This is a genomic window from Ruegeria sp. N10, assembly GCF_056531545.1.
Genome location: NZ_JBQFLY010000012.1, coordinates 60,367 through 84,364, shown reverse-complemented (window position 1 = coordinate 84,364; position 23,998 = coordinate 60,367). Strand labels below are relative to the sequence as shown.

Sequence of the window (23,998 nt, the reverse complement as noted above, 5' to 3'; positions counted from 1 at the left end):
GGACGCCACCTGCGGGATCGCGGATAAAGGCCGGATGACCCTACGCCTGCCTATAGACGATGCCATACCCGGCCTGCTGGACACCCTGCGGGCGCAGGGCCGTGCTGTGCTGCAAGCACCGCCCGGTGCGGGCAAGACCACGCGGGTTCCGCTGGCGATGCTGGAGGCGGGTCTGTGCGGCGGCAGGATCGTGATGCTGGAGCCGCGGCGGCTGGCGGCACGGGCCGCGGCAGAGCGGATGGCAGAGACGCTGGGAGAGCGCGCGGGCCAGAGTGTTGGCTATCGCGTGCGGGGCGATGCGAAAGTGTCAAAAGACACAAGGATCGAGGTGGTGACCGAGGGCATTCTGACCCGGATGCTGCAATCGGACCCTGACCTGCCGGGCATCGGGGCGGTGATCTTTGATGAATTCCACGAACGCTCGCTAAACGCGGATCTGGGGTTGGCCCTGTGCCTTGAGGTCACGGGCGCGCTGCGGGACGACCTGATACTGCTGGCCATGTCGGCCACGCTGGACGCAGACCCGGTGGGGCGCCTGATGGCCGCGCCGCTGGTTACGTCGGAAGGGCGGAGTTTTCCTGTCGAGATGCGCTGGCTGGACCGGCCCTTGGGGCCTCAGGCACGGCGGCTGGATGCATTGGTCGATCTGGTCGTTGAGGCCGAGCGCGAGACCCGCGCCATCGGTGGCGGGATCTTGGTGTTTCTGCCCGGTGAAGGTGAAGTCCGGCGGGCTGAAGCAGCCCTGACCGGACGCCTGCCCGCCAGTTGCACGGTGCGCCCGCTGTTCGGAGCCATGCCCTTTGCGGCCCAGCGCGCAGCGATTTCCCCGGTTGAGACCGGGCGCAAGGTGGTGCTGGCGACGTCGATTGCCGAAACCTCGCTGACGATCCCCGATATACGGGTGGTGGTGGATATGGGGCAAGCGCGGCGGGCGCGGTTTGATCCGGGCTCGGGCATGTCCCGGCTGGTGACCGAGCGGGTTACACGGGCCGAGGCCACGCAACGCGCGGGTCGTGCGGGCCGTGTGGCAGAGGGGCTGTGTTACCGGCTGTGGTCAAAGGGGGAGGATGGCGCGCTGGCCGCGTACCCGCCTGCCGAGATTGAAGCCGCCGATCTGACCGAGCTGGCGCTGGAGCTGGCGCTGTGGGGCGCGGATGCCGCCGATCTGGCCTTTCTGACCCCGCCACCCGAAGGCGCGATGGCCGAGGCGCGCGCCCTTCTGGCGATGCTGGGCGCGCTGGACGGCAAGGGGCGGATCACCGAACACGGGCGGGCGCTGGCGGCGCTGCCGTTGCATCCCCGGCTGGGGCATATGCTGGTGCGGGCCGGACCGAGTGCCGCGCCTTTGGCCGCCTTGATGGCCGAGCGCGACCCCCTGCGCGGCGCGCCGGTGGATATCGCCTTGCGGCAAGAGGCACTACGGGATGTGCGCACCTTTCAGCGCAACCGGGTCTGGCAGGTGAACATGGGCGCCGTGGATCGGATCAATGCCGAGGCCAAGCGGTTGAGGAAACAGGCCGGAAGCAAGACGGATGATCTGAGCGCTGCTGCCATGGCCGCCCTCGCCTATCCCGACCGTATCGGGCAGCGGCGCAAGGGCGATGCGCCGCGTTATGTGTTGTCGGGGGGCAAAGGTGTCGTGCTGGACAGCGGCGATTCGCTGGCGGCGGCGCCTTTTCTGGTTGTCACCGACACCGATGGAAACCCGCGCGAGGCAAAAGTGCGGATGGCCACCCAGATTTCGGAACGCGAGATCCGCGAACTGTTCGCGGACCAGATCCATTGGGCCGAGGTTTGCGCCTGGTCAAAACGTGAGCGGCGAGTTGTGTCACGACAGCAGGAGCGGTTTGGGGCGATCACGCTGGACGACCGCATCTGGAAGGATGTCCCGGACGCCGCCGTGGCGCGTGCGATGCTGGACGGGGTGCGCGATCTGGGATTGCGGCTGGACGGGGCCGCCGCACGGCTGGCCGCGCGGGTGGAACTGGTGCGCGCCGACGGGGTGGACCTGCCCGACTTTTCGGTCGAGGGTCTGATGGCCGAGCTGGACGACTGGCTGTTGCCGATGCTGTCCGGTGTCAAAAGCGCGGAGGACTGGAAACGGTTCGACCCGCTGCCCGCCTTGCGCGCTCGGCTGGACTGGACCCAGTCCCAGGAACTGGACCGGCGCGCCCCGGGATCGTTTGAAACACCCCTGGGGCGCAAGGTGCCGATCGACTATGGCGCGGCGGTCCCCGAAATATCGGTTCGGTTGCAGGAGCTGTTCGGCGTGACCCGGCATCCGGTGGTTGGCGGACAGCCCCTGAAGATCACCCTGCTGTCCCCCGCGCAGCGCCCGATCCAGATTACCCGCGATCTGCCGGGGTTCTGGGCCGGGTCTTATGCGGATGTGCGCAAGGATATGCGGGCGCAATACCCCAAACATCCATGGCCCGAAGACCCGACACAGGCCGACCCGACGCTGAGGGCCAAACGCAGGCAGGAATAGACCCATTGCCGTGTTGCTTCCGGCAAGCGGCTCAGGCTTTCGGGGCTGTTGCACGAAATCTCACAAATCACAGTAAATTGACCGAAGAACCGGTCATAATCAGAAATAAGCGGACATTTCATTGAAGTCTGGCATTATTGTTGTTACGTCACACAGGTTTCGAAGACAGAAACAGGATTTGAAGACATCTCATGAGTGCTTGGCTGCGAAATATCTGGGAAGAGGTCGGACGCCCCTTGTTCCTGCGTCCCCAAAGGGTGCAGTTTGCGGCCCTGTGTACACGCAGGCATGAGGATCAGGACGAGGTTCTGCTGATCACCAGCCGCGAAACCGGGCGCTGGATCATCCCGAAGGGCTGGCCTGTCAATGGTCTGGACGGGTTGGAGACGGCCCTGCTGGAGGCGTGGGAAGAGGCTGGCGTGCGTGCAGAAGCGGTCGACAAGGAGCCCATCGGCCAATTCACCTATGACAAGATCTTCAAGGGGGGATCGGCACAGTCGGTCCTGACCCGTGTCTACCGGGTTTCCGTGCACGAGCTGGCGGATGATTTTCCCGAAGTGGACAAGCGCAAACGTCAGTGGTTTTCACCGGCAGAAGCCGCCAAACGGGTTCAGGAGCCCGAGTTGCAGGCGCTGCTGCGACAGATGTAGCCGTTTCGCAACAATTTGATGGTTGCGCGCTTGCCCCTGAACCGGGAAACCGTTAGCTGCGGGCGATCTGCCAATCTTTGACCAAGCCCATGTCTGACACAAATTCAAAACCGCGCTGGCAGTCGCTTGACAGCGACCTGCAACGCATCTCGCGCGTAGAAATCGCCAATCTTCATGTCGCCCGCCCGCTGCTGGCGCCGGGAATTGCACTGGCGTTCATGGTGCTTGCCGGATTGATGGCGGCGGTGCTGTTCGGTCGGGCCGACGGCACCTATATCGTCGTGGCTGCCGCCGCGTTCGGAGCCTATATGGCGATCAACATCGGTGCCAATGACGTGGCCAACAACATGGGTCCCGCGGTGGGTGCGAACGCGCTGACCATGGGCGGTGCCATCGTGATCGCCGCCGTTGCCGAAAGCGCGGGCGCTTTGCTTGCGGGAGGCGACGTCGTCTCGACCATCTCGAAGGGGATCATCGACCCGGCCTCGGTGCAGAATACCAATGTGTTCATCTGGGCCATGATGGCGGCGCTGATCTCGTCCGCCATGTGGGTCAATCTGGCGACCTGGATCGGTGCGCCGGTGTCGACAACGCATTCGGTTGTGGGCGGGGTCATGGGCGCGGGGATTGCCGCTGCCGGTCTGAGCGCGGTGAGCTGGGGCACGATGGGCGCGATTGCGGCCAGCTGGGTGATCTCTCCGGTTCTTGGCGGCGTGATCGCGGCTGGGTTCCTGGCGCTGATCAAGACCAAGATCCAGTATCAGGACGACAAGATCGCCGCCGCGCGGCGTTGGGTGCCGATCCTTGTGGCGGTGATGGCGGCAGCGTTTGCCACCTATCTGTCGGTCAAGGGTCTGAAGCGGATCGTGAAGATCGAACTGGAGGTGGCGCTGCTGATCGGTCTGGGCAGCGGCGTGCTGGTCTGGGCGCTGACGGTTCCCTGGGTACGCCGCAAATCCGAGGGGATGGAGAACCGGACCCGGTCGCTGAAAACCCTGTTCGGCCTGCCATTGGTGATATCGGCCGCGTTTCTGAGTTTTGCCCACGGCGCTAATGATGTGGCCAACGCGGTCGGCCCTCTGGCGGCGATTGTCCACGCGGCTGAGTTCGGGGATTTCGCCCAAAAGGTTTCGATCCCGTTATGGGTGATGATCATCGGCGCGTTCGGGATATCGTTCGGCCTGTTCCTGTTCGGGCCCAAGCTGATCCGGATGGTCGGCAGCCAGATCACCAAGCTGAACCCGATGCGGGCCTTTTGCGTCGCACTGTCGGCGGCGATCACTGTCATTGTGGCCAGCTGGCTGGGCCTGCCGGTCAGTTCCACGCATATCGCCGTTGGCGCAATCTTTGGCGTCGGGTTCTATCGCGAATGGCAGGCGGATCGCAGGCGGAAGCAGAACAATGGGAGAAATGCGACAGCGCAGAAGCTGGCCCCCGAAGAATTCCGACGGCGCAAGCTGGTGCGGCGGTCGCATTTCATGACGATCATTGCAGCCTGGGTCGTGACCGTGCCCGCCGCCGCCGCCATGTCGGCCGTGATTTTCTGGATACTGACCGGCCTCGTCTGACGACCGCATCAGAGCCTGATCTGTTCCGGGGACAGCGGATGATCAGGCGCGTGTTTGATCAGGTCAGACACTTTTGTGCACAGGGGAGTAGGCACCCCGGTTTCATGCCCCAGCCGAATGATATGGCCCTGAAGGCTGTCGATTTCCGTTTGCCGCTCGGCCATCAGGTCATAGGCCATCGAGGTCCGGGCGGTGGGGTCGATGGTGAGCATCCGCGCCGCGATCCGGCTGAACAAAGGTGTCGGCAGGCGCAGGATATGCGGCGTCAGCCACGCCGGAAGCGGCGTTGTCGAGGCCACCGGATGCCCGGCCGCCTTGAGAACCAACAGCGCCTCGGCCATCTGGTCGGCCATGAGGTTGCGCCAGTCACGGCTGAGCAGCTGATCCACAAGCGGCAGGCCTGACAGCGCGTTCAGCGCGTTGTTCAGGTTGATTACCAGCTTGCCCCATTGCACCGCCTCGATCCGGTCACTTGCGATAACGGGCAGGTCCGGGCTGCTGAGGGCGGTGGCCAGGTCGCCGGGGCCGTTCTGGATCACAATTTCGCCCGACGTGGCCCGATGATAGGTGGCGGGGCCGTTCGGGACCACGTTGAATGGGACCATTCCCGCGCGCACATCGCGACCGGGAAGCGCCTTGCGCAGGGTCGCCGCATTCTCGATCCCGTTTTGCCAGGAAAGGACGGGAGCGTCCCGACAGGCGGCGTCCGCGATATGACCGGCCATATCCGCCGTTGCCCCGGATTTGACGGTGACGATCACCAGTTCGGCCTGATCCAGGCAGGCAGGATCGGTGCTGAGTGTCAGGGCTTCCGCCGCAACATGGGCATTGAGGCCATCGTAATTCGTGACCGTCAGCCCATGTTCGCGGATGGGGTCCAGTACACGGGCACGGCCCAGCAAGGTCACCGCATGCCCCGAGCGGGCCAGTAAACCGCCGCAGTAGCAGCCGATGCTGCCCGCGCCTGCGATGACAAGTTTCATGATACCCCCTCTGGTATACCAGAAAGGATCACCGCAAACGGACGGTTACACAAGCCCACCCGCCCCTGACGCCGCTCGCGGGCGGGCCAGCCGGGGCTTTGTGCGCTCAAGCTGTTCTGAAATGGCGATAAATTCGCGGTCATCCCCTGTCGGAAGATGGAAGGCGCCATTGACCCAATCGGCGCTTTTCCACTCATGAATCGCCGTCTCGATCTTTTCTTTCGAGGATGAGACGAAATTCCACCAGATATAGCGATCCTTGTTCAAAGTGGCGCCGCCCAGCAGCATCAGCCGCGCACCCTGCGGACCCGCTCGGGCCGACAACCTGTCACCGGGGCGGAACACCATCATGCGGCCTTCGTCGAATGTGTCGCCAGCAATCTCGATTGATCCTTGCGTGACATAGACACCGCGATCCTCATGGTCGTCGGGCAGCGGGAAAGTCGCGCCGGGGGCGAGTTCAACATCCAGATAAAAGGTCTCGGACAGCATCCTCACGGGGCTGGATTCGCCATAAGCAGTGCCGAGGATCAGCCGTGCGCTGACGCCCTTGTCTTGGATATGGGGCAGCGCGCCTTGCTTGTGGTGTTCGAACTCGGGGGTCATATCCTCATGCGTTTCGGGCAGGGCAAGCCAGGTCTGAATGCCGAACAGCTTGTGGCCTTTACCGCGCGTTTCTTCGCTGGTGCGCTCGGAATGGGTCACGCCACGGCCTGCAACCATCCAGTTGACCTCGCCGGGGTAAATCATCTGGTGAGTGCCGAGGCTGTCGCGATGTTCGAATTCGCCCTGATAGAGGTAAGTGACGGTTCCCAGCCCGATATGGGGGTGCGGACGCACGTCAATGCCACCTTCGGTGACGAATTCTGCCGGGCCGACCTGATCGAAGAAGATGAATGGGCCAACCAGTTGGCGTTTGACCGAGGGCAGCGCGCGGCGCACCTCGAACCCGCCCAGATCGCGGGCGCGGGGAATGATGAGTGTTTCCAGCGCGCCGTTTTCAGCTGCGTCGGGGGTGTGGGACGGGTTCCAGCTCACATTCGTATCCTCGGCCTTTTTGATCATCCAAAGCAGGTCTGCATTCGCTAAGTCAAAATATATGCAGGCCCGGGCCCGGCGTCAGTGCAGCCCTGCACGGGGGACGTGCATATTTGCGGCATTCGCGCGTGGTGGTGCATATTGATATAACCCCTAACTAGGGATAAATGACTGCCATGACACACGAGACTCAAAACCGAGAAAACCAGGCCCTGGTATTGGCCCTGTTGCGCAGCCAGCAGTTGTTCATGCGTGCCATGGGACCGGTGTTTCGCGCCGGGGGTCTGACGGCACCTCAGTGGGATGCGCTGGAGACCCTGAACACCAAAGGTGCGCTGTCGATCAATGACCTGTTGCGCCTGACGCTGTCCACATCCGGCAATCTGGATGTTGTCGTCAAAAACCTGATTCAGGCCGGTCTGGTGGAGAAGACCGTTGATGAAACCGACAAGCGCGCCCGCGTTTTACGCCTGACAGAAGCCGGAAAACAGAAAGTGGCCGCGTTCATGCCCGTCCACAATCAGGCGCTGGAGCAGATATTCGGACGCCTGAGCACCGAAACCAGACGCGAGACAATCAGAACGCTCAACCAGCTTCGCAAAAAGCTGCCCCAACCACAGAAAGGCGAGACATGACCAACAAAACCTTCCTGACCGCGCATGGTGTGATCTACATGTTTTTCGCATTGGCGCTTTTATTTGCGCCAACCATCCTTTGGCCCAATTATGGACTGCAACTGAACGATCGGTATGCCGTGTTTCTGTCGCAGCATAATGCGATCTTTCTGGGTGGCATCGGCCTAATCAGCTTCCTGTTTCGAAACACTGAAACCGGTACCGAGACGGCACAGAACATCCTGAAAGGTCTGATGGGGACCAACATATTGGGCGTTGTCATCACGCTTTATGCCTGTCTTACCGGGGTGTTCACCGGCTTTGGCTGGTCCGACCCCATCTTCTTTGCGCTGCTTGCCATTCTGAGCTTTGCGCAGCTTGGCAAGAACCGCTGATTACACCCCCTACCCCCTGAACGTGGAGCATTTTACCATGAGTACGATGAAAATCTGGGATCTGCATCTGGCCTATGACGGACCCGTAACCGCAGAGTTTCTGGCCGGAACAAAGGAACTGGCTGAAAGCATCGCCCGGGAACCCGGTGTCGTCTGGAAAATCTGGACTGTCGAAGAAGGCACGAACCACTTCGGGTCAACATATCTGTTTCGCGATCGTGCGAGCCTGGAAACCTACAAAGCGATGCATATGAAACGCCTTGAGGCCATTGGGGTTACAGTGACTTCGGATCATGTCTTTGACATCATGGAAGATCTCAGCGCGATCAACAACGCGCCGATATACGGCTGACGGACCCAGAGAGTACCCGCGCCATCAACCTGCCAGCCGCTTTGCATAGGTGGCGCGAGTCATCTCGACATCCTGCACGGTGATGCTGCCGACCTCGGGCATGGTCTGGGCCAGAACGTCCAGAATGATGGCGTTAAGCTCGGCCCGCGTGGGCTCATCGCGGCCACGCATCAATAGCAGCGTGGCATGCACGAAGGTCTGTGGTTGCGTTCCGATGTAGGAATAGGCAATCGGTGCGGCGCGGATCTTGAGCGCTGCGGCGTCGATTTCATCATGTTTTGCGAGAACGGTATGCAGCCGCTCGCAAATCATCTGGAAATCATGGGTGTCGTCCAGAGATTTGGAGAATTCTAGCGTTACGTGAGGCATTCAGTGCTCCGGGGGTCATGAGAGAGCCTGATGGCCCTCTCGAAACTGCATGATGATCCTAAACGCCAAGACACCAGCGCATTACGGCCTTTTGTGCGTGCAGGCGGTTTTCGGCCTCATCGAAGATGACCGAGTTCGGGCCGTCCATGACCTCGGAGGTTGCTTCTTCCTCACGATGCGCGGGCAGGCAGTGCATGAACAGCGCGTCGGGTTTGGCATGTGACATGAGTTCCGCGTTGACCTGATAGGGGCGCAGCATGTTGTGGCGGCGTTCCTTGGCGGATTGGCTATCATGCATCGAAACCCAGGTGTCGGCCACCACCAGATCAGCGCCCTCGACCGCTTTGTGCGGGTCCCGTTCGATGACGACTCTGGACCCTTTCTGGCGGGCAAACCCCATGAATTCTTCTTCGGGGTCAAGCTGGGCCGGGCCGGAGAAGGTCAGATCGAAGCCGAACTGACCGGCGGCGTGCAGGAAGGAGGCGCAGACATTGTTGCCATCGCCGGTCCAGACCACTTTCTTGCCCGCAATGGGGCCGCGGTGTTCCTCGAACGTCAAAACATCGGCCATGATCTGGCAGGGATGGGTGCGGTCGGTCAGGCCGTTGATGACAGGCACGTCGGAATATTCGGCCATCTCGGTCAGGATGGTCTCATCAAAGGTGCGGATCATGATCATGTCGACATAACGCGACAGCACACGGGCGGTATCGGCAATAGTTTCGCCGTGACCCAGCTGCATGTCCTTGCCCGACAGCACCATGGTCTGGCCGCCCATTTGGCGTACACCGACGTCAAAGGACACGCGCGTCCGGGTCGAGGGCTTTTCGAAGATCAGCGCGACCATGCGGTCTTTCAGCGGCTGTTCGTCGTCAGGGGCGGCCTTGGGGCGACCCAGACGCGCCTGTTTCATCGCGCCCGCCTGATCGATCATGGACCGCAACGCGGTGGCATCGGTTTTGTGGATGTCGAGAAAGTGATTCATATCGCTTCGCTTTTGGCTGGTCGGGCGGTGGGGGCCAGCCCCCACACCCCCGGAGTATTTGGGAAAAGATGAAGCTCAGGCAGTTGCGAGCTGGGTTTCGATCTGATTGGCGGCCTTTTCGAGGCGGATCATGGCCTGGGCGATGTCATCCTCGGTCAGGGTCAGGGGCGGCAGCAGGCGGATGACGTTGTCGGCGGCAGGGACGGTGATGACCAGATTGTCATAGCCCGCATTGACCACGTCGATATTTGGCGCCTTGCATTTCAGGCCGAGCATCAGGCCCGATCCGCGCACCTCTTCGAAAACCTCGGGGTGATCGGCAACCAGACCTTCGAGTTTCTGGCGCAACAGGCCGGCCTTGCGGTTGACACCTTCGAGGAAGGCGGGTGTGGCGACCTGATCGATCACGGCACAGCCCACGGCACAGCCCAGCGGGTTGCCGCCATAGGTGGAGCCATGCGTGCCTGCGGTCATGCCGGATGCCGCGTCTTCGGTTGCCAGCACGGCGCCGAGGGGGAAACCACCGCCGATGCCTTTGGCGACCATCATGATATCCGGGGTGATCCCGGCCCATTCATGGGCGAAGAGCCTGCCGGTCCGACCGACGCCGCATTGCACCTCGTCCAGGATCAGCAGCAGACCGTGTTCGTCACAAATGCCGCGCAGAGCCCTGAGTTCGGCGTCAGGCACAGGTCGGATACCGCCTTCGCCCTGAATCGGTTCGATCAGGATGGCTGCGGTATTTTCGGTGATGGCGTTGGTGACACCGTCGAGATCGCCAAAGGTGACGTGGACAAAGCCCGGCAAAAGCGGGCCAAAGCCTTTGGTCATCTTCTCGGACCCGGCCGCTGCGATGCCCGCCGACGACCGGCCATGGAACGAGCCGTCGAAGGTGATGATCTCAACCCGTTCGGGCTGGCCTTTGTCATAGAAATACTTGCGGGCCATCTTCACGGCCAGTTCACAGGCTTCGGTGCCGGAATTCGTGAAGAATACCGTATCCGCAAAGGTGTGTTCGACCAGCTTGTCTGCCAGTGCCTGCTGTTGCGGGATGTTGTAGAGGTTCGAGACATGCCACAGCGCGTGGGCCTGTTCCGTCAGGGCGGCCACCAGCGCCGGATGGGCATGGCCCAGCGCGTTCACCGCGATCCCTGCGCCGAGGTCCAGAAAACGTCGGCCATCCGCTTCAGTCAGCCAGGCGCCTTCGCCCTTTACAAATGACAAGGGCGCGCGGTTATAGGTCGGCAGAACGGACGGGATCATGGGATCATCCTTTTCGGGTCGTTTGAGCCTCGTGAGTGATACACTAAGGCCCGCTTCGTCAACAGATTTGGTGAGAATTGTGCCAATTTGGCAGGCACATGGGATCAAACAGGCCGATTACGCAGAGCGGCGTCGGCGTCGGAGCAACTGGATATGTGCGCGTTTGATCATGGCCGCTCTATAGACGTGAAAAGACAGCCTGAAAACCCCATTATTGCCGCAGGGTCAAAATTGCCACCGGATCATTACGCCGAGCGCCAGCGGTCGAGCTTGCCCATGCCGCGGGTGAAAGCCCAGGCAAGGATGCGGGGCATGCCTTTGGCGACAAGGGCATCGACGCAGTGAGACTGAAACTCTTCCAGCGATGCGTCGGGATGGCGGAACGCACCGTTTTCGTAACACAGCGAGCAGTAACGCGTGCTGCGCCCGCCGCCAGCTTCGGACCCGCCGCCCTGGGGGTCTTTTGACAGCGGCATGCCGCAACTTTGGCATTTGGGACCCATGGTGCCTGTCCTTGCAGAGAATAACTGTCTGACATAGGATCAAAACCATGGAGTTGAGTCAACGGTTTTGAAACATGCGGATCGGGGAACTTGCGCGGCGCAGCGGGCTGAGCCGTGACACGCTGAGGTTTTATGAACGCCAAGGGCTGATCCGGTCAGCTCCGGGGCCGGACAACACCAACAGCTATCGCGACTATCCCGAAGAAGCGCTGATCACGCTGGAGCAAGTTGCAGATGCACAGGCGGCAGGCATCAGCATTGCAGAGCTGGTCATGTTGCTGGGGCAGTTGGAAGCCGCCGATCCCGACAGCTTTGACGGCGAGGCGTTTTTGCAGGACCGGATTGACGAGGTCGAAGCACGGATCGCACGGGCAGAGCGGTTTTTGAACAGCCTCAAACAAGCCAAGGCGGCGCTGGCTGCCCCTCCGGTTTTGCGCTGAGCGCAGATTTGCGTCTTGCCAAGGCCCCCGTTTTGGCGCACCGCTTTCGCCCATGTTCACCCCGAAGGCGCAAAATCCTGCTGTGGCCGCAGGGCTGATCTTTGTCGCGACCGCCTTTATCGCGGCGACGACGCTGTTGGCCAAGGCGTTGGGGACGGAGACACTCGGGCCTCCCTTGCACGCGATGCAGATCAGTCACGGGCGGTTTCTGTTTGCTCTGTTTGCCATCCTGTCGGCGGTCGCAGTGCTTCGCCCCCGGCTGGGACGGCCCCATTGGGGGCTGCATGTCGGGCGAACCAGCTTTGGCTGGGCCGGGGTGACGTTGATGTTCGCGTCTGTTGCGTTCATTCCGATGGCAGATGCAACGGCGATTTCCTTTCTGAACCCTGTCTTTGGTATGGTACTGGCCATTCCGCTATTGGGGGAGCGGGTCGGCCGGTGGCGCAGGCTGGCGGCGGCCGTGGCCCTTGTGGGTGCGGTGATCCTGCTGCGCCCGACACCTGCAAGTTTTCAGCCCGCCGCCCTTCTGGCGCTGGCTGCGGCGGCGTTTATCGGGATGGAGCTGATCTTTATCAAGAAACTGTCGGGGCGCGAGGCTCCGATCCAGATTCTGCTGATCAACAACACGATGGGGCTGGTGATCGCTACGGTCGCGGTCAGCTTTGTGTTTCAAATGCCTACGCCGCAGCAATGGGTTGCACTGGTGGGGATCGGCCTGCTGATGGCCTGCGCGCAGGTTTGTTTCATCAACGGCATGGCACGGGCGGACGCGTCATTCGTGGCCCCGATCAGCTATGCCACGTTGATTTTCGCCGCGCTGTACGATTTTGCGGTGTTTGATGTGATCCCCGACCGGATCAGTCTGATTGGCGCGGTCACGATTCTGACCGGAGGGCTGATCCTGGTCTGGCGCGAGGCAGTAAACCGCCGGACCTGACAGAAAAAACTGCTCTTGCGGTTCAGGGGCGACCTTTGTGTCGCAAACCCCCATGAACGGCAAAGCAGCAGGCGCATTCTGGGCTGAGTTGATTTGCGAGTTTGTCATGCATGAACGCCGAATACCTGAATGGGTCCGCCACGCGCCTGCCCCATCAGTTCGCGATTTTGGGATTCTGGCCGGGATTGAAGCCATCGTGCGTGGCATCCTGATTTCAGTCTTTCCGCTGGCGATGTACCGGGCGCTGGGCGATGCCTCGTCCGTGTCATTCCTGTATTTCCTGATTGGCATCCTGTCCCTGCTGGTCGGGTTGATGGTGCCGTTCCTGATCCGTTTTGTACCGCGCAGATGGGCCTATTCCACCGGTTGTGTCATGTTCATCTGTGGTGCATCGCTGGCGATCGAGGGCAGCCCCGAGGCCGTGGTCGGCGCATTGGCCCTAAATACCATGGCCACGGTTGTCACTTTCATCTGCTTCAACACCTATGTGCTGGATTACATCAGCAAGATCGAACTTGGCCGGTGCGAGACCAGCCGCATGTTCTACAGCGCTTTGGGATGGACGGGCGGCCCAATGGCCGGTGTCCTGCTGATGGAGCTGTGGCACCCTGCCCCGTTTGTAATCAGTGCCGGTGCAGCGCTGGTCATGCTGGCGCAGTTCTGGCGCATGCGTCTGGGCAATGGCAAGCTGATCACCAAGGCCCGTGGTCCGGCCAACAACCCGTTGGCCTTTCTTCCCCGGTTCTTTGTTCAACCCAGATTGGTTGCCGGATATCTGTTTGCAATGATCCGGTCCTGCGGGTGGTGGATATATGTGGTCTACCTGCCCATTTTCGCCATCCAAAACGGGCTGGGAGAACAACTGGGCGGCATCCTTCTGTCGTGCACAAACGCCATGCTGCTGGCCGCCCCGTTGATCCTGCGCTGGGTCCAGACGCGGTCGCTCAGGTCTGCTGTTCGCATCGGGTTTGCCGCCGCGGGGGGCTGCTTCTTCGCAGCCGGATTGGTCGCGGGATGGCCGGTCGCCTCGGTCGCTGCGCTGGTTCTGGGGTCTGTCTGGCTGATCGTTCTGGATATCTGCGCCGGATTGCCCTTCCTTATGGCCGTGAAACCGTCTGAGCGAACCGAGATGTCGGCGATTTATTCCAGTTACCGCGATGTCTCGGGCATTCTGACGCCCGGTATTGCAGCTCTGGTCTTGCTGGCGGCACCGGTGGCCGGTGTGTTCGCGGCAGGCGGGATTGCTTTGTTTGGGGCATGGGCTGTCTCGGCCCGCTTGCATCCGCGGCTGGGCGAACCCAAGCCTGCCCTGTCGCCCGATAGGCTGGCAGAGCCCGGTTAAGCCTTAAGCCGGTAGCCGGTACGCAGCATCTGCCAGGTGATCAGCCCGATGGCCAGCGTGGCAAAACCACAAACCGCCATGCCCAACCACGGAGAGCTGTCGGACACGCCGATCATGCCGTAACGCAGCCCATCGATCAGGTAGAAGACCGGGTTCAGGTGGGTCAGGCGGTTCAGGACAGAAGGCAGCGCCTCGACCGAATAGAAGGTGCCCGACAGGAAGGCCAATGGCGTGACGATGAAGTTGGTGATCGCGGCCATCTGGTCGAACTTGTTAGCAAAGATCCCGGCAAAGAGGCCCAGCGCGCCCATGAATGCGCCACCCAGAACAACAAAGATCAGCGCAATCAACGGGTGCTGGGGCGCCATGGACAGCAAAACCAGCAACGCAATCGAAATCACCAGCGCGATCATCAGGCCACGGGCGATGCCACCGGCAAGATACCCCAGCAGGATCTCGAGCGGGGACAGCGGCGGCATCAGAGTGTCGACGATATTGCCCTGCACCTTTGCAATCACCATCGAAGAGGAGGTATTGGCAAAGGCGTTCTGGATCACCGTCATCATCAGGATCCCCGGTGCCAGAAACACCACAAACGGCACGCCCATGACGTCAGGGCGGCTAGGCCCAATGGCGATTGTGAAGATCAGCAGGAACAGGCCAGCCGTGACCAGAGGCGCCAGAACGGTCTGGGTCCAGACCGAAAGAAAGCGCCGGATTTCGCGCTGCGCCAGCGTGTAAAGCCCCATCCAGTTGACCGCTCCAAAGCTGCGTGCGGTCTGTTCTGCGGGATTCTGCATGCTTTGCCCTCAACCTGATTCGAAGACAGCTTGTAACTCGGGCCGCAGTGTTTAGAATAGGGGGCTGAGACGAATTCCCAAGGCGGCCCGAATCCGGGGCCGCTTTCCGCTTTTGAAAGGCTGACGATGTCCTGGACAGACGAGCGCGTAGAACTGCTGAAGAAGATGTGGGGCGAAGGCCAGTCGGCCAGCCAGATCGCCAAGGAACTGGGTGGCGTGACCCGTAACGCGGTGATTGGCAAGGTCCACCGCCTGGGCCTGTCCAACCGGACAGCAGGCGCAGCCCCGGCCAAGTCCGAACCGAAAGAGAAACCGGCACCCGCGCCCAAGGCCGAAGCCAAGCCCAGGCCCATGCCAAAGACAGAGCCGGCGCGCCCGGCTGCTGCTGCCGAGGCGAAACCCGCCGTTCCGGCGCGCCGCCAGATCATCCCCGCCGGTCAGCCGCTGCCGCCGCAGCCTTCGGCCAACGAAATCAGCCCCGAGGCGCTGGCCAAGGTCAACGAGATCGAGAAGAAGGCCAAGAAGCTGACGCTGATGGAACTGACCGAGAAGACCTGCAAATGGCCTGTGGGCGACCCCGCGACCGAGGATTTCTGGTTCTGCGGCCTGCCGGTTGAGGCAGGCAAACCCTATTGCGAGGCGCATGTGGGCGTGGCTTTCCAGCCGATGAGTTCGCGCCGCGACCGGCGGCGGTAATAGCGAACACCAGAACCTAAATCATGTCTATAGAACGTGAAAAGGGCGCAGGCGTTTCGCCACGCCCTTTACCGGAGGCGTTGTATAGTCAAGAACGACGCAAGGCGTAACGGGCTCTTACAAAGAAAACACCCTCGCTGAATGCTGCGAGGGTGTTTTAGTTCGGAGCGTCAACTTTGCGGACGATGCTGCCGTTCGCTGCGTGGCGGCGCCAATCGTCTCGGTGGTTGTCAGCTTTGCGGACGAAGCTGGCATCGCCGACACTAGACGCATCATTCCTTTCCAGGCTGTGCCGTTGGCTGATGCCCTCGATGATTTTACTATGTCGGCGCGGAAAAGCGGAGTAAGCTGCCGATCTTTATTGGGCATGAAAAGAGGTCGGTATGGAATATCGGATAGCTTCGGTTACCGAAGTAGACGACAAACCCGCATTCGAAGAACTTCTGACCGAGTATTACGCCGTCGTCTTTCATAAACTGGCCTTGGCAGGCGGGTCTGCGAGAAAAGAACCAAAAGATATGGCATCATCCGTTCTGGCAAATATTCAGACGTTCTTGCCGCCAACCGGCCGCCTCGTTCTGGCATATGGTGAACAAAACCGCCTTGTGGGGTGTGGTACGCTGCAACAGGCCCGACCAGATGCCGGAGAGCTAAAGCGTCTTTTTGTTCGACCGGAAGCAAGTGGAAACCGCCTTGGCCGAGCTTTGGTCGATGCACGGATGGAGGCCGCTCGGGAGATGGGTTGGCGCACCCTTTTGGTGAATACTGTAAAAGGCAATCAAGATATGCTCCGCATCTATGAGCGCATCGGCTTTAGATTCATCGAAAGATACCCGGAGTGTTCCGATCCCATCGAGCTAACTGACTACTTTGATTATATGCAATTCGACTTTTATTAAGTTCTGCTCTGCCCGCTTCGGGCTCGAACCTGACATTGAAGTGCCGGTGATCTTGGTGTCAGTGGCACATGGTAGCCTTTCACTGCGCGGGATGTGTCGGCAGGTTCGGCATCGCCACCCAGCCCGGCAATTCATCCGGCACGACCGAGACATGCAGGCGTTCTGACTGATCCCGCCCGACCTTGCGGTGTTTGCGCAGCAGAAAGATCTTGCCCCAGCCGCGCCAGGTTCCAACCGATTGCGCATGGGCATCCGTCGGGAAACGGGTGCGCCAGCCTTCGGGCATCGGCAGCCCGTGCATCTCGGCCTTGTCCAGCATCCAGATCAACGAGATATTGCTAAGCGGCCGGGCCTCTTCATAGCCGTTCAGCTGGCCGCCGATATCGCCGTGGGTGCCACGGAACCAGACCTGTTCCACATGACCTTTGAAATCGGGCTTGCATCGCCACAGAACCGGCTCGAACACCTCGCGCGTTTCGTCGAGGGCCAGCGCGTGATAGCCATGCAGAGTGGCCGGGCCCAGCTGGTGGTTGTGAAAGGCATGGCGATCCTCGGCCCAGCGCCACAGCAGCGGCAGGCGCAGGCCCAGCGCCTTGACCGTATCCCAGACACCGACCATCTCGATCTTGACATTGTCATGGCAGAACTTGCGGCGAAAATCGCGGGCGGCGGTGCCGCTGACATTGCATTCATAATGGCGGTAGGCTTGCAGGATGTTCCGCTCGGTCGCGTGTTCGGCCTTGAGCAGGCCGATCATGTCGATCACCCCGGCCAGGCTGCGCACGCCGTAGGCCCCACGGGAATAACCGATGAAATAAATCCGGTCACCGGGCTTGTAGCGTGACGCCAGATAGCCATAGGCGCGGCGGATCTGGCGGTTGATACCCCGGCCCATCATCACGTCCATGGTGGATTTCCAGCTTTCCCACTGCACACCCGCCTCGTAGAACACCGACACCTTGCTGCCCATTTCGCAACACAGGCGATAGGTCTGACCGGCATGCGTCTCGAACCCCGGTTCGAGGGTGGACATGGTGCCATCAAGGATAATGACGTGGCTGATCGGCTCGCGGTGCCGCGTTTCGGCGGAGTGCTCGGACCGCAAGGGCCGCCCGAGCCATCCCAGAACCTTCCTACTGAGCCGCGACAGTTCCATGCGTCAGCAATTCCCAAACTTTGTGAGGTGTGAAAGGCATATCCGCCTGCCGCACCCCGTGATCCCAGAGCGCGTCCTGAACCGCGTTCGCCACAGCGGCCAGAGCGCCCACCGTGCCGGCCTCGCCGCATCCTTTCATCCCCATCGGGTTGGAAGTTGACGGCACCGGCGCCGAGGTAAACTTTATCATGGGTACGTCCACCGCGCGGGGCAAGGCGTAATCCATAAACGATGCCGTGAGCAGCTGTCCGTGATCATCATGCACCACATGTTCCGACAGCGCCTGCCCGATGCCCTGAACCACCCCGCCATGCACCTGTCCTTCGGCCAGCATCGGGTTGATAAGATTTCCGAAATCATCAACCACGGTGTAGCGGTCCACACGGGTTTCGCCGGTGAAGGAATCGATCACAACCTCGGCAACATGCGCGCCGTTGGGATAGCTGCGGGCATCCAGGTGCGCGCGGGACTCATGCGTCAGCAAGTCCAAGCGCCCGTCGGCGCGGGCCATGGCCGCGGCTTCGGTCAGGGTCGGCGTCAGGTTCGAGCCCGGCGCGCGGAATGTTTCATGGTCAAATCGCACATCACTGTCCTCGACCCCCATCTTATCGGCCAGATAAGGCGTGAATGCGGCGATCATTTTGTCAATGGTAGCAAGGGTCGCGGTACTTTGCACCGTCACTGAGCGTGAGCCACCAGTTCCGCCGCCATGGCCAAGCCGGTCGGTATCCCCCTGAATGACGGTGATCCTGTCCATCGGAACGCCGGTCTGATCGGACAGGAACTGGGCATAAACCGTCTCGTGCCCCTGCCCGTTCGATTGTGTGCCGACATAAAGGTTCACCGTGCCATCCTCGCAAAACTCGACCTTCGAGTTCTCGGAAGGGTCCCCCAAAATACTTTCGATATAGTAACAAAGACCCTGCCCCCGGATCAGACCGCGTTCGGCATCTGCGGCCTTGCGGGCGTTGAACCCGCTGGTCTGGTTGGCCGCGCGGTGCAGGACCATGTCGAAATCGCCGACATCATAGGTTTCACCCGTAGCAGAGGTGTATGGGAAGTGGCCGGGTTTGATGAAGTTTCTGCGCCGCAACTCCCACGGGTCAACGCCCAGTTCGCGCGCGGCGCGGTCCATCACGCGTTCCAGCACATAGATCGCCTCGGGGCGTCCCGCACCGCGATAGGCGTCAACCTGTGTTGTCGTGGTATAGAACCCCTCGACCCGGAGATAGGTGGTCTGAACGTCATAGACCCCCATCAGCACCTTGCTGAACAGGCTTGTCTGGATCGCCTGCGCGAAATGGCTGTTATAGGCACCAAGGTTGACTTTGCTGTGAACGCGGTAGGCGGTGATCCGGTGGTCGGCATCAAAGGCCAGCTCGGCCAGCGAGGTCAGATCGCGGCCGTGGTGATCGGACAGCATTGCCTCGGACCGGTCGGACATCCAGTGCACGGGCTGGCCCAGTTTCATCGCGGCCACGGCCACGCAGAAATATTCGGGATATGGCATCACCTTCATGCCAAACCCGCCCCCCACATCCGGGGTGGTGACACGGATCGCATCCGCATCGAGTTTCAGCTTTTGCGCCAGTTGTGCCTTCATCGCCCAGACACCCTGCCCGCCATAGGAAAAGTGCAGACGCCCGCCAGACCAGTCGGCCTGACAGCCCCGCGGCTCGAGCGAGCTGATGATGACGCGGTTGTCGTGCACGTTCAGCGAGACGGTATGGGCGGCGGCCTGAAAGGCGGCTTTGGTCGCGGCTTCGTCACCCAAGCCCCAGTCAAACGCGCGATTGTCCGGCGCTTGCGGGTGCAGGGCCTCACCCCCCGCGTTCACGTCCAGCTTGGCAGCGCGTTCCCGGATATCTATCCAGATCAGCTCGACCGCGTCCTGCGCCTGAACCAGCGTATCAGCGATGACAACGGCCACGGGTTCGCCCACAAAGCGCACGCGGTCCCTGGCCAGCATATGCCGATCCGGCGCGGCAGAGCCGGTTCCGTCGCGGTTGGTCAAGGTTGCGGCATTCATCACCGTATCGATGCCCGAGGCGGCAAGATCGTCCAGTGTCATGACCAGCCGAACCCCGTCGGCATCCCGCGCAGCCTCAAGATCCAGCGCGGTGATATCGCCATGGGCCACAGGGCTACGGAAGAAAGCGGCAAACAACGCATTGCCGGGCACGACATCGTCCATATAGCGCCCCTGCCCGGTCAGGAACCGCCGATCCTCGGTCCGTTTGACCGGCTGGCTTCTGCCGAATTTTTCCATGGGATGCTCCTGTCACTGCCTTGATGGCGACACTAGCCCTGCGTTCGCTTATGTCCAGCGCCTTGCATGAAAGCGTGTGGCGACACCGATGTCGTAAACAGGATTGCGGGAGCCGCAGGGGGATTCGTAGGCTGTTTGAAAATGCAGCCTGCCGGAGGTCCCCCATGCCCAAACCCATTTCCCTGTCACAGGGCCGCCTGGACGCCCCATCGGTCGACGCGTATTGGCAAGACGGGTTTGCCTTTCCCATCACAGTCTTTTCGCCGGATGAGACCGCACAGTTTCGGGCCGAGCTGGAGCAGATCGAGAAGACATGGCGTGTGGCCGACCTTCCGCTGCCGCTGAACATGTACAAGCGCCTGAACGCCCATGTGGTGATGCCGCTGGTCGCCCGTATCGCACTGGACCCCAGAGTTCTGGACGTCGTCGAAGGAATACTGGGACCGGACTTGCTGCTGTGGTCTGCGGAACTGTTCATCAAAGAGCCACGCACGACTCAGGTGGTGGGAATGCATCAGGACCTGACCTATTGGGGGATGGGCGAAACACCGGATCAGATGACCGCATGGATCGCATTGTCGCCTGCCACGATTGCAAGCGGCTGCATGGACTTTGTCAGGGGCAGCCACAAAAACCCGATCCTGCCCCATAACGACACGTTTTCAGACAACAACCTGCTGTCGCGCGGGCAGGAGGTGGCTGTCGATGTGGCAGACGAGGACAAAACGCATATCGAATTGCAGCCGGGTCAAATGTCGCTGCACCATGGCCTCACAATCCATGGCTCGGGACCCAATATGTCGGACGATCGGCGGATCGGGCTGGCAATCCGGTATCTGAACCCGAACGCACAGCAAAAAGTGGCGGACCGCGATTACGCGGTCTTGGCGCGGGGCGAAGACCGGGTGGGCAATTTCATCCTCATCGAACCACCGACCGAATTGTTTTCGCCGCCAGCCTTGGCGCTTCATGCCCGCATTCGAGAGGATCAGGCCAAGGCGATGACACAAGGCGCGGCGCAAAGCACGCACCTGTATGGAAACGAGGTGACCGGCACGGGGTGACATCGGCAATCGTCGCCGCACAGGGCCTTCCCCTTCCCGTCTCCATTCGCTATTGCAGGCGCTGACCCGAATTTGTTGACGCAGGACGCATCCCATGGCGATGGAAAAGACATTCAACGCGGCCGAGGCCGAGGCCCGTATCTATGAGGCCTGGGAACAGGCCGGAGCCTTCAAGGCAGGCGCGAACCGTTCGCGTGATGAGAGCTTTTGCATCATGCTGCCACCGCCCAACGTGACCGGCGCGTTGCATGTGGGACATGCCTTTAACCATACACTGATGGATATTCTGATCCGCTGGCACCGGATGCGCGGGTTCGACACTCTGTGGCAACCTGGTCAGGACCACGCCGGCATCGCCACGCAGATGCAGGTTGAAAAGAAACTGATGGCCGAAGAGGGCAAGAAGCGCACCGACTACGCGCGCGAAGAGTTTCTGGCCAAGGTCTGGGATTGGAAGGGGCAATACGGCCGCAAGATTATCGAACAGATGACGCGGTTGGGGAATTCCTGCGACTGGTCACGCAATGCCTTTACCATGGCGGGCGCGCCAGGTGACCCACGCACCGGGCACGAAAACTCACCCAACTTCCATGATGCCGTTATCAAGGTCTTTGTCGACATGTACGAAAAGGGCCTGATCTATCGCGGCAAGCGACTGGTCAACTGGGACCCGCATTTCGAAACGGCGATTTCGGACCTTGAGGTCGAGAATATTGAAACGCCGGGCCACATGTGGCACTTCAAGTACCCTTTGGCGGGCGGCGAGACATATGAGTATTTGGAAAAAGATGAAGATGGGAATGTAATCCTTCGCGAAGAGCGGGATTATATTTCCATTGCAACCACGCGGCCCGAAACCATGCTGGGCGACGGTGCTGTGGCCGTGCATCCGTCGGATGAGCGCTACGCGCCGATCGTCGGCAAACTGTGCGAAATCCCGGTTGGACCGAAAGAGCATCGCCGCCAGATTCCGATCATCACCGATGAGTATCCCGATCCCGACTTCGGCTCGGGCGCGGTGAAGATCACCGGCGCGCATGACTTCAACGACAATATGGTCGCCAGGCGCGGCGGCATTCCGATGTACCGCCTGATGGACACCAAGGGCGCGATGCGGGCTGATGGCGCGCCTTACGCCGAAGAGGCGGGCAAGGCGCAGGAATATGCGCGCGGCAAAACGTTCACCGAGAATGAGATCGACGCAATCAACCTGATCCCGGATCACCTGCGCGGACTGGACCGGTTCGAGGCGCGCGCCAAGGTGGTCGAAGAGATCACCCGCGAAGGTCTGGCTGTTATGTGTCCAGCGGACGATCCGCGTCTGGGATCGAGCCGGACTGAGGCCCGGCCTACAGAGGACGAAGACGGTGAGCAGGACTTCAGCCCGGCACTTGTCCCACTGGTCGAGAGCAAACCGATCATGCAACCCTTTGGCGACCGCTCGAAAGTCGTCATCGAGCCGATGTTCACCGACCAGTGGTTCGTCGACGCCGAAAAGGTCGTCGGCCCTGCGCTGGACGCGGTCAAGGATGGCACGGTCAAGATCATCCCTGAATCGGGCGAGAAAACCTATTACCACTGGCTGGAAAACATCGAGCCCTGGTGCATCTCGCGCCAGCTGTGGTGGGGGCATCAGATTCCGGTTTGGTATGGGCCTCAGCAGAAGTGCTCGGGGCTGGAACCGAACCCTGATCGCATCGCCCGTATGGAAAGCCACAACAAAGGGGAGTTTGCGGTATTCTGCGGCCCGTCTTTTGATGCAATTCGGGCGGACGTTGAGGGCTACTACGAAGGCATGGAAATCGCCGAGGTCTCTACTAAGGAAGAGGCTATCTCGTTCATTCGCGAGGGCAAAATCGGCCTCTACCGCGACCCCGACGTCCTCGACACCTGGTTCTCCTCCGGCCTCTGGCCCATCGGCACGCTGGGCTGGCCCGAAGATACCGAGGAGCTGGAGCGCTACTTCCCCACGGACGTCCTGATCACCGGCGCGGATATCCTGTTCTTCTGGGTCGCCCGGATGATGATGATGCAACTGGCCGTGGTGAATGAAATCCCGTTCCACACCGTCTATCTGCACACGCTCGTCCGTGACGAGAAGGGCAAGAAGATGTCCAAGACCACCGGCAACGTCATCGACCCGCTGGAAATCGTCGACGAGTTCGGTGCCGACGCGCTGCGGTTCACCAATGCCTCGATGGCGGCGATTGGCGGTGTGCTGAAACTGTCGCGCGAGCGCATCACCGGCTATCGCAACTTCGGCACCAAGCTGTGGAACGCCGTCCGCTTTGCCGAGATGAACGAGGTCTTTACCGACGCCGTCCCGCAACTGGACGTGGCCGACCTGCAGCCCAAGGCCGCCGTAAACCGCTGGATCATCGGCGAAACCGCCCGCGTGCGGGAAGAGGTCGACGCGGCGCTGGAAAGCTATCGTTTCAACGACGCGGCCAACGGGCTCTATGCCTTTGTCTGGGGCAAGGTCTGCGACTGGTATGTGGAACTGTCCAAACCGCTGCTGCAAGGCGACGACGCCGCGGCGCAGGCCGAGACCCGCGCCACCATGCGCTGGGTTCTGGATCAGTGCATGGTCCTGCTGCACCCGATCATGCCCTTCATCACCGAAGAGCTGTGGGGCCTGACCGGCAACCGCGCGAAAATGGTCGTCCACGCCGACTGGCCGACCTACGGCACCGAACTGGTCGACGCCGACGCGGATCGTGAAATGAACTGGGTGATCTCGGTGATCGAGAACACCCGCTCGGCCCGTGCGCAGATGCGAGTGCCTGCGGGTCTTTACGTGCCGATGCTGGTGACCGAGATCGACGCCAACGGCCAAGCCGCGTGGGACCGCAACGAGGCGCTGATCAAACGTCTGGCCCGCATCGACAGCCTGACCAGCGCGGACGCGCTGCCCAAGGGCACCATCTCGATTGCCGCCCCCGGAGCCTCCTTCGGCCTGCCGCTGGCGGATATCATCGACATTGGCGCGGAAAAGGAGCGGCTGGAGAAAGCAAAGGGCAAGCTGGCCAAGGAACTGGGTGGCTTGCGCGGGCGTCTGAACAACCCCAAATTCGTGGCCTCGGCCCCGGACGAGGTGGTCGAGGAAGCCAAAGCCAACCTCGCCGCCCGCGAGGAAGAAGAAGCCAAGCTGAACGAGGCGCTGGCCCGTCTGGCCGAGATCGCCTGA

The 23,998-nt window shown here is 61.2% G+C and carries 22 protein-coding genes; 13 read left to right on the top strand and 9 right to left on the bottom strand.

Annotation, left to right across the window (positions count from 1 at the left end; all coding sequences use genetic code 11):
* Nucleotides 1–34: 34 nt before the first annotated feature.
* The 3 genes from hrpB to ACR0JI_RS15670 all read left to right on the top strand — a co-directional run bounded on the left by hrpB (nt 35) and on the right by ACR0JI_RS15670 (nt 4,706).
* On the top strand, nt 35–2,488 hold the full coding sequence (gene hrpB, locus ACR0JI_RS15680; RefSeq protein ID WP_480495102.1) for an ATP-dependent helicase HrpB: 2,454 nt from the start codon (nt 35–37) through the stop codon (nt 2,486–2,488).
* A 191-nt stretch (nt 2,489–2,679) separates the two neighbouring features.
* The gene (locus tag ACR0JI_RS15675; protein ID WP_480495104.1) at nt 2,680–3,138 is read left to right on the top strand and encodes an NUDIX hydrolase; all 459 of its coding nucleotides are present in this window, start codon (nt 2,680–2,682) and stop codon (nt 3,136–3,138) included.
* A gap of 89 nt (nt 3,139–3,227) precedes the next feature.
* Nucleotides 3,228–4,706 (top strand): inorganic phosphate transporter, encoded by a 1,479-nt coding sequence (locus tag ACR0JI_RS15670; RefSeq protein WP_480495106.1) that lies wholly within the window; start codon nt 3,228–3,230, stop codon nt 4,704–4,706.
* Nucleotides 4,707–4,714: 8 nt separating this feature from the next.
* Here ACR0JI_RS15670 and ACR0JI_RS15665 read toward each other — a convergent pair whose 3' ends face one another.
* Both ACR0JI_RS15665 and ACR0JI_RS15660 read right to left on the bottom strand, forming a co-directional pair.
* Nucleotides 4,715–5,689 carry a 2-dehydropantoate 2-reductase gene (locus tag ACR0JI_RS15665; protein ID WP_480495108.1) on the bottom strand — a complete coding sequence of 325 codons (975 nt, stop codon included), beginning with the start codon at nt 5,687–5,689 and terminating at the stop codon, nt 4,715–4,717.
* Nucleotides 5,690–5,734: 45 nt separating this feature from the next.
* A complete protein-coding gene (locus tag ACR0JI_RS15660; RefSeq protein WP_480495110.1) occupies nt 5,735–6,727 on the bottom strand; it encodes a pirin family protein in 993 nt (330 codons plus the stop codon).
* A 176-nt stretch (nt 6,728–6,903) separates the two neighbouring features.
* Between ACR0JI_RS15660 and ACR0JI_RS15655 the strand changes: the two genes are divergently transcribed.
* From ACR0JI_RS15655 to ACR0JI_RS15645, 3 genes are read left to right on the top strand one after another with little or no spacing between them, the layout of a single operon-like run.
* The gene (locus ACR0JI_RS15655; RefSeq protein WP_480473645.1) at nt 6,904–7,362 is read left to right on the top strand and encodes a MarR family winged helix-turn-helix transcriptional regulator; all 459 of its coding nucleotides are present in this window, start codon (nt 6,904–6,906) and stop codon (nt 7,360–7,362) included.
* The gene (locus ACR0JI_RS15650; protein ID WP_480495112.1) at nt 7,359–7,736 is read left to right on the top strand and encodes a hypothetical protein; all 378 of its coding nucleotides are present in this window, start codon (nt 7,359–7,361) and stop codon (nt 7,734–7,736) included. The genes ACR0JI_RS15655 and ACR0JI_RS15650 overlap by 4 nt, the downstream gene beginning before the upstream one ends.
* A 37-nt stretch (nt 7,737–7,773) precedes the next feature.
* Nucleotides 7,774–8,088 carry a monooxygenase gene (locus ACR0JI_RS15645; RefSeq protein WP_480495114.1) on the top strand — a complete coding sequence of 105 codons (315 nt, stop codon included), beginning with the start codon at nt 7,774–7,776 and terminating at the stop codon, nt 8,086–8,088.
* Between the two features lie 24 nt (nt 8,089–8,112).
* Here the strand turns inward: ACR0JI_RS15645 and ACR0JI_RS15640 are convergent, their stop codons facing one another.
* From ACR0JI_RS15640 to ACR0JI_RS15625, 4 genes are all read right to left on the bottom strand, one after another.
* Nucleotides 8,113–8,457, bottom strand: a complete 345-nt coding sequence (locus ACR0JI_RS15640) for a 5-carboxymethyl-2-hydroxymuconate Delta-isomerase (RefSeq protein ID WP_480495116.1) — start codon at nt 8,455–8,457, stop codon at nt 8,113–8,115.
* A 58-nt stretch (nt 8,458–8,515) separates the two neighbouring features.
* Entirely contained in the window at nt 8,516–9,442 is a 927-nt protein-coding gene (gene argF, locus ACR0JI_RS15635; protein WP_480473650.1) for an ornithine carbamoyltransferase, read from the bottom strand.
* 75 nt (nt 9,443–9,517) lie between these two features.
* Entirely contained in the window at nt 9,518–10,705 is a 1,188-nt protein-coding gene (locus tag ACR0JI_RS15630) for an acetylornithine transaminase (RefSeq protein ID WP_480495118.1), read from the bottom strand.
* A 245-nt stretch (nt 10,706–10,950) separates the two neighbouring features.
* Nucleotides 10,951–11,208 carry a zinc ribbon domain-containing protein gene (locus ACR0JI_RS15625; protein ID WP_480495119.1) on the bottom strand — a complete coding sequence of 86 codons (258 nt, stop codon included), beginning with the start codon at nt 11,206–11,208 and terminating at the stop codon, nt 10,951–10,953.
* A gap of 74 nt (nt 11,209–11,282) precedes the next feature.
* Here ACR0JI_RS15625 and ACR0JI_RS15620 point away from each other — a divergent pair, with 74 nt between their 5' ends.
* The 3 genes from ACR0JI_RS15620 to ACR0JI_RS15610 all read left to right on the top strand — a co-directional run bounded on the left by ACR0JI_RS15620 (nt 11,283) and on the right by ACR0JI_RS15610 (nt 13,927).
* Nucleotides 11,283–11,648, top strand: coding sequence for a MerR family transcriptional regulator (locus ACR0JI_RS15620; RefSeq protein ID WP_480473652.1), 366 nt, complete (start codon nt 11,283–11,285; stop codon nt 11,646–11,648).
* Nucleotides 11,649–11,700: 52 nt separating this feature from the next.
* Complete coding sequence (locus tag ACR0JI_RS15615; protein ID WP_480495121.1) at nt 11,701–12,585, top strand: DMT family transporter; 885 nt, start codon at nt 11,701–11,703, stop codon at nt 12,583–12,585.
* 106 nt (nt 12,586–12,691) lie between these two features.
* Nucleotides 12,692–13,927: an MFS transporter gene (locus ACR0JI_RS15610; RefSeq protein WP_480476807.1), complete on the top strand. Its 1,236-nt coding sequence runs from the start codon at nt 12,692–12,694 to the stop codon at nt 13,925–13,927.
* Here the strand turns inward: ACR0JI_RS15610 and ACR0JI_RS15605 are convergent.
* Nucleotides 13,924–14,727 (bottom strand): ABC transporter permease, encoded by an 804-nt coding sequence (locus tag ACR0JI_RS15605; RefSeq protein ID WP_480495123.1) that lies wholly within the window; start codon nt 14,725–14,727, stop codon nt 13,924–13,926. The genes ACR0JI_RS15610 and ACR0JI_RS15605 overlap by 4 nt on opposite strands.
* Before the next feature lie 126 nt (nt 14,728–14,853).
* On the opposite strand from ACR0JI_RS15605, the gene ACR0JI_RS15600 reads away from it, so the two are divergent.
* Together ACR0JI_RS15600 and ACR0JI_RS15595 are read left to right on the top strand one after the other, a co-directional pair.
* Nucleotides 14,854–15,423: a GcrA family cell cycle regulator gene (locus tag ACR0JI_RS15600; RefSeq protein WP_267363457.1), complete on the top strand. Its 570-nt coding sequence runs from the start codon at nt 14,854–14,856 to the stop codon at nt 15,421–15,423.
* Nucleotides 15,424–15,806: 383 nt separating this feature from the next.
* Nucleotides 15,807–16,322: a GNAT family N-acetyltransferase gene (locus ACR0JI_RS15595; RefSeq protein WP_480473656.1), complete on the top strand. Its 516-nt coding sequence runs from the start codon at nt 15,807–15,809 to the stop codon at nt 16,320–16,322.
* Between the two features lie 79 nt (nt 16,323–16,401).
* Here the strand turns inward: ACR0JI_RS15595 and ACR0JI_RS15590 are convergent, their stop codons facing one another.
* Both ACR0JI_RS15590 and ACR0JI_RS15585 read right to left on the bottom strand, forming a co-directional pair.
* The gene (locus ACR0JI_RS15590; RefSeq protein WP_480495125.1) at nt 16,402–17,478 is read right to left on the bottom strand and encodes a DUF2235 domain-containing protein; all 1,077 of its coding nucleotides are present in this window, start codon (nt 17,476–17,478) and stop codon (nt 16,402–16,404) included.
* On the bottom strand, nt 17,456–19,747 hold the full coding sequence (locus ACR0JI_RS15585; RefSeq protein WP_480495127.1) for a xanthine dehydrogenase family protein molybdopterin-binding subunit: 2,292 nt from the start codon (nt 19,745–19,747) through the stop codon (nt 17,456–17,458). The genes ACR0JI_RS15590 and ACR0JI_RS15585 overlap by 23 nt, the downstream gene beginning before the upstream one ends.
* 164 nt (nt 19,748–19,911) lie before the next feature.
* On the opposite strand from ACR0JI_RS15585, the gene ACR0JI_RS15580 reads away from it, so the two are divergent.
* Together ACR0JI_RS15580 and ACR0JI_RS15575 are read left to right on the top strand one after the other, a co-directional pair.
* Nucleotides 19,912–20,811, top strand: a complete 900-nt coding sequence (locus ACR0JI_RS15580; protein WP_480495129.1) for a phytanoyl-CoA dioxygenase family protein — start codon at nt 19,912–19,914, stop codon at nt 20,809–20,811.
* A gap of 94 nt (nt 20,812–20,905) precedes the next feature.
* Nucleotides 20,906–23,998 (top strand): valine--tRNA ligase, encoded by a 3,093-nt coding sequence (locus ACR0JI_RS15575; RefSeq protein ID WP_480495131.1) that lies wholly within the window; start codon nt 20,906–20,908, stop codon nt 23,996–23,998.

Coding starts and splice junctions, on each gene's coding strand:
- ACR0JI_RS15610 (WP_480476807.1), top strand. CDS start 12,692: ATGCATGAACGCCGAATACCTGAATGGGTCCGCCACGCGCCTGCCCCA.
- ACR0JI_RS15615 (WP_480495121.1), top strand. CDS start 11,701: ATGTTCACCCCGAAGGCGCAAAATCCTGCTGTGGCCGCAGGGCTGATC.
- ACR0JI_RS15590 (WP_480495125.1), bottom strand. CDS start 17,478: ATGGAACTGTCGCGGCTCAGTAGGAAGGTTCTGGGATGGCTCGGGCGG.
- ACR0JI_RS15580 (WP_480495129.1), top strand. CDS start 19,912: ATGCCCAAACCCATTTCCCTGTCACAGGGCCGCCTGGACGCCCCATCG.
- ACR0JI_RS15575 (WP_480495131.1), top strand. CDS start 20,906: ATGGCGATGGAAAAGACATTCAACGCGGCCGAGGCCGAGGCCCGTATC.
- ACR0JI_RS15620 (WP_480473652.1), top strand. CDS start 11,283: ATGCGGATCGGGGAACTTGCGCGGCGCAGCGGGCTGAGCCGTGACACG.
- ACR0JI_RS15675 (WP_480495104.1), top strand. CDS start 2,680: ATGAGTGCTTGGCTGCGAAATATCTGGGAAGAGGTCGGACGCCCCTTG.
- ACR0JI_RS15600 (WP_267363457.1), top strand. CDS start 14,854: ATGTCCTGGACAGACGAGCGCGTAGAACTGCTGAAGAAGATGTGGGGC.
- ACR0JI_RS15665 (WP_480495108.1), bottom strand. CDS start 5,689: ATGAAACTTGTCATCGCAGGCGCGGGCAGCATCGGCTGCTACTGCGGC.
- hrpB (WP_480495102.1), top strand. CDS start 35: ATGACCCTACGCCTGCCTATAGACGATGCCATACCCGGCCTGCTGGAC.
- ACR0JI_RS15640 (WP_480495116.1), bottom strand. CDS start 8,457: ATGCCTCACGTAACGCTAGAATTCTCCAAATCTCTGGACGACACCCAT.
- ACR0JI_RS15650 (WP_480495112.1), top strand. CDS start 7,359: ATGACCAACAAAACCTTCCTGACCGCGCATGGTGTGATCTACATGTTT.
- ACR0JI_RS15585 (WP_480495127.1), bottom strand. CDS start 19,747: ATGGAAAAATTCGGCAGAAGCCAGCCGGTCAAACGGACCGAGGATCGG.
- ACR0JI_RS15655 (WP_480473645.1), top strand. CDS start 6,904: ATGACACACGAGACTCAAAACCGAGAAAACCAGGCCCTGGTATTGGCC.
- ACR0JI_RS15625 (WP_480495119.1), bottom strand. CDS start 11,208: ATGGGTCCCAAATGCCAAAGTTGCGGCATGCCGCTGTCAAAAGACCCC.
- ACR0JI_RS15595 (WP_480473656.1), top strand. CDS start 15,807: ATGGAATATCGGATAGCTTCGGTTACCGAAGTAGACGACAAACCCGCA.
- ACR0JI_RS15645 (WP_480495114.1), top strand. CDS start 7,774: ATGAGTACGATGAAAATCTGGGATCTGCATCTGGCCTATGACGGACCC.
- ACR0JI_RS15605 (WP_480495123.1), bottom strand. CDS start 14,727: ATGCAGAATCCCGCAGAACAGACCGCACGCAGCTTTGGAGCGGTCAAC.
- ACR0JI_RS15630 (WP_480495118.1), bottom strand. CDS start 10,705: ATGATCCCGTCCGTTCTGCCGACCTATAACCGCGCGCCCTTGTCATTT.
- argF (WP_480473650.1), bottom strand. CDS start 9,442: ATGAATCACTTTCTCGACATCCACAAAACCGATGCCACCGCGTTGCGG.
- ACR0JI_RS15670 (WP_480495106.1), top strand. CDS start 3,228: ATGTCTGACACAAATTCAAAACCGCGCTGGCAGTCGCTTGACAGCGAC.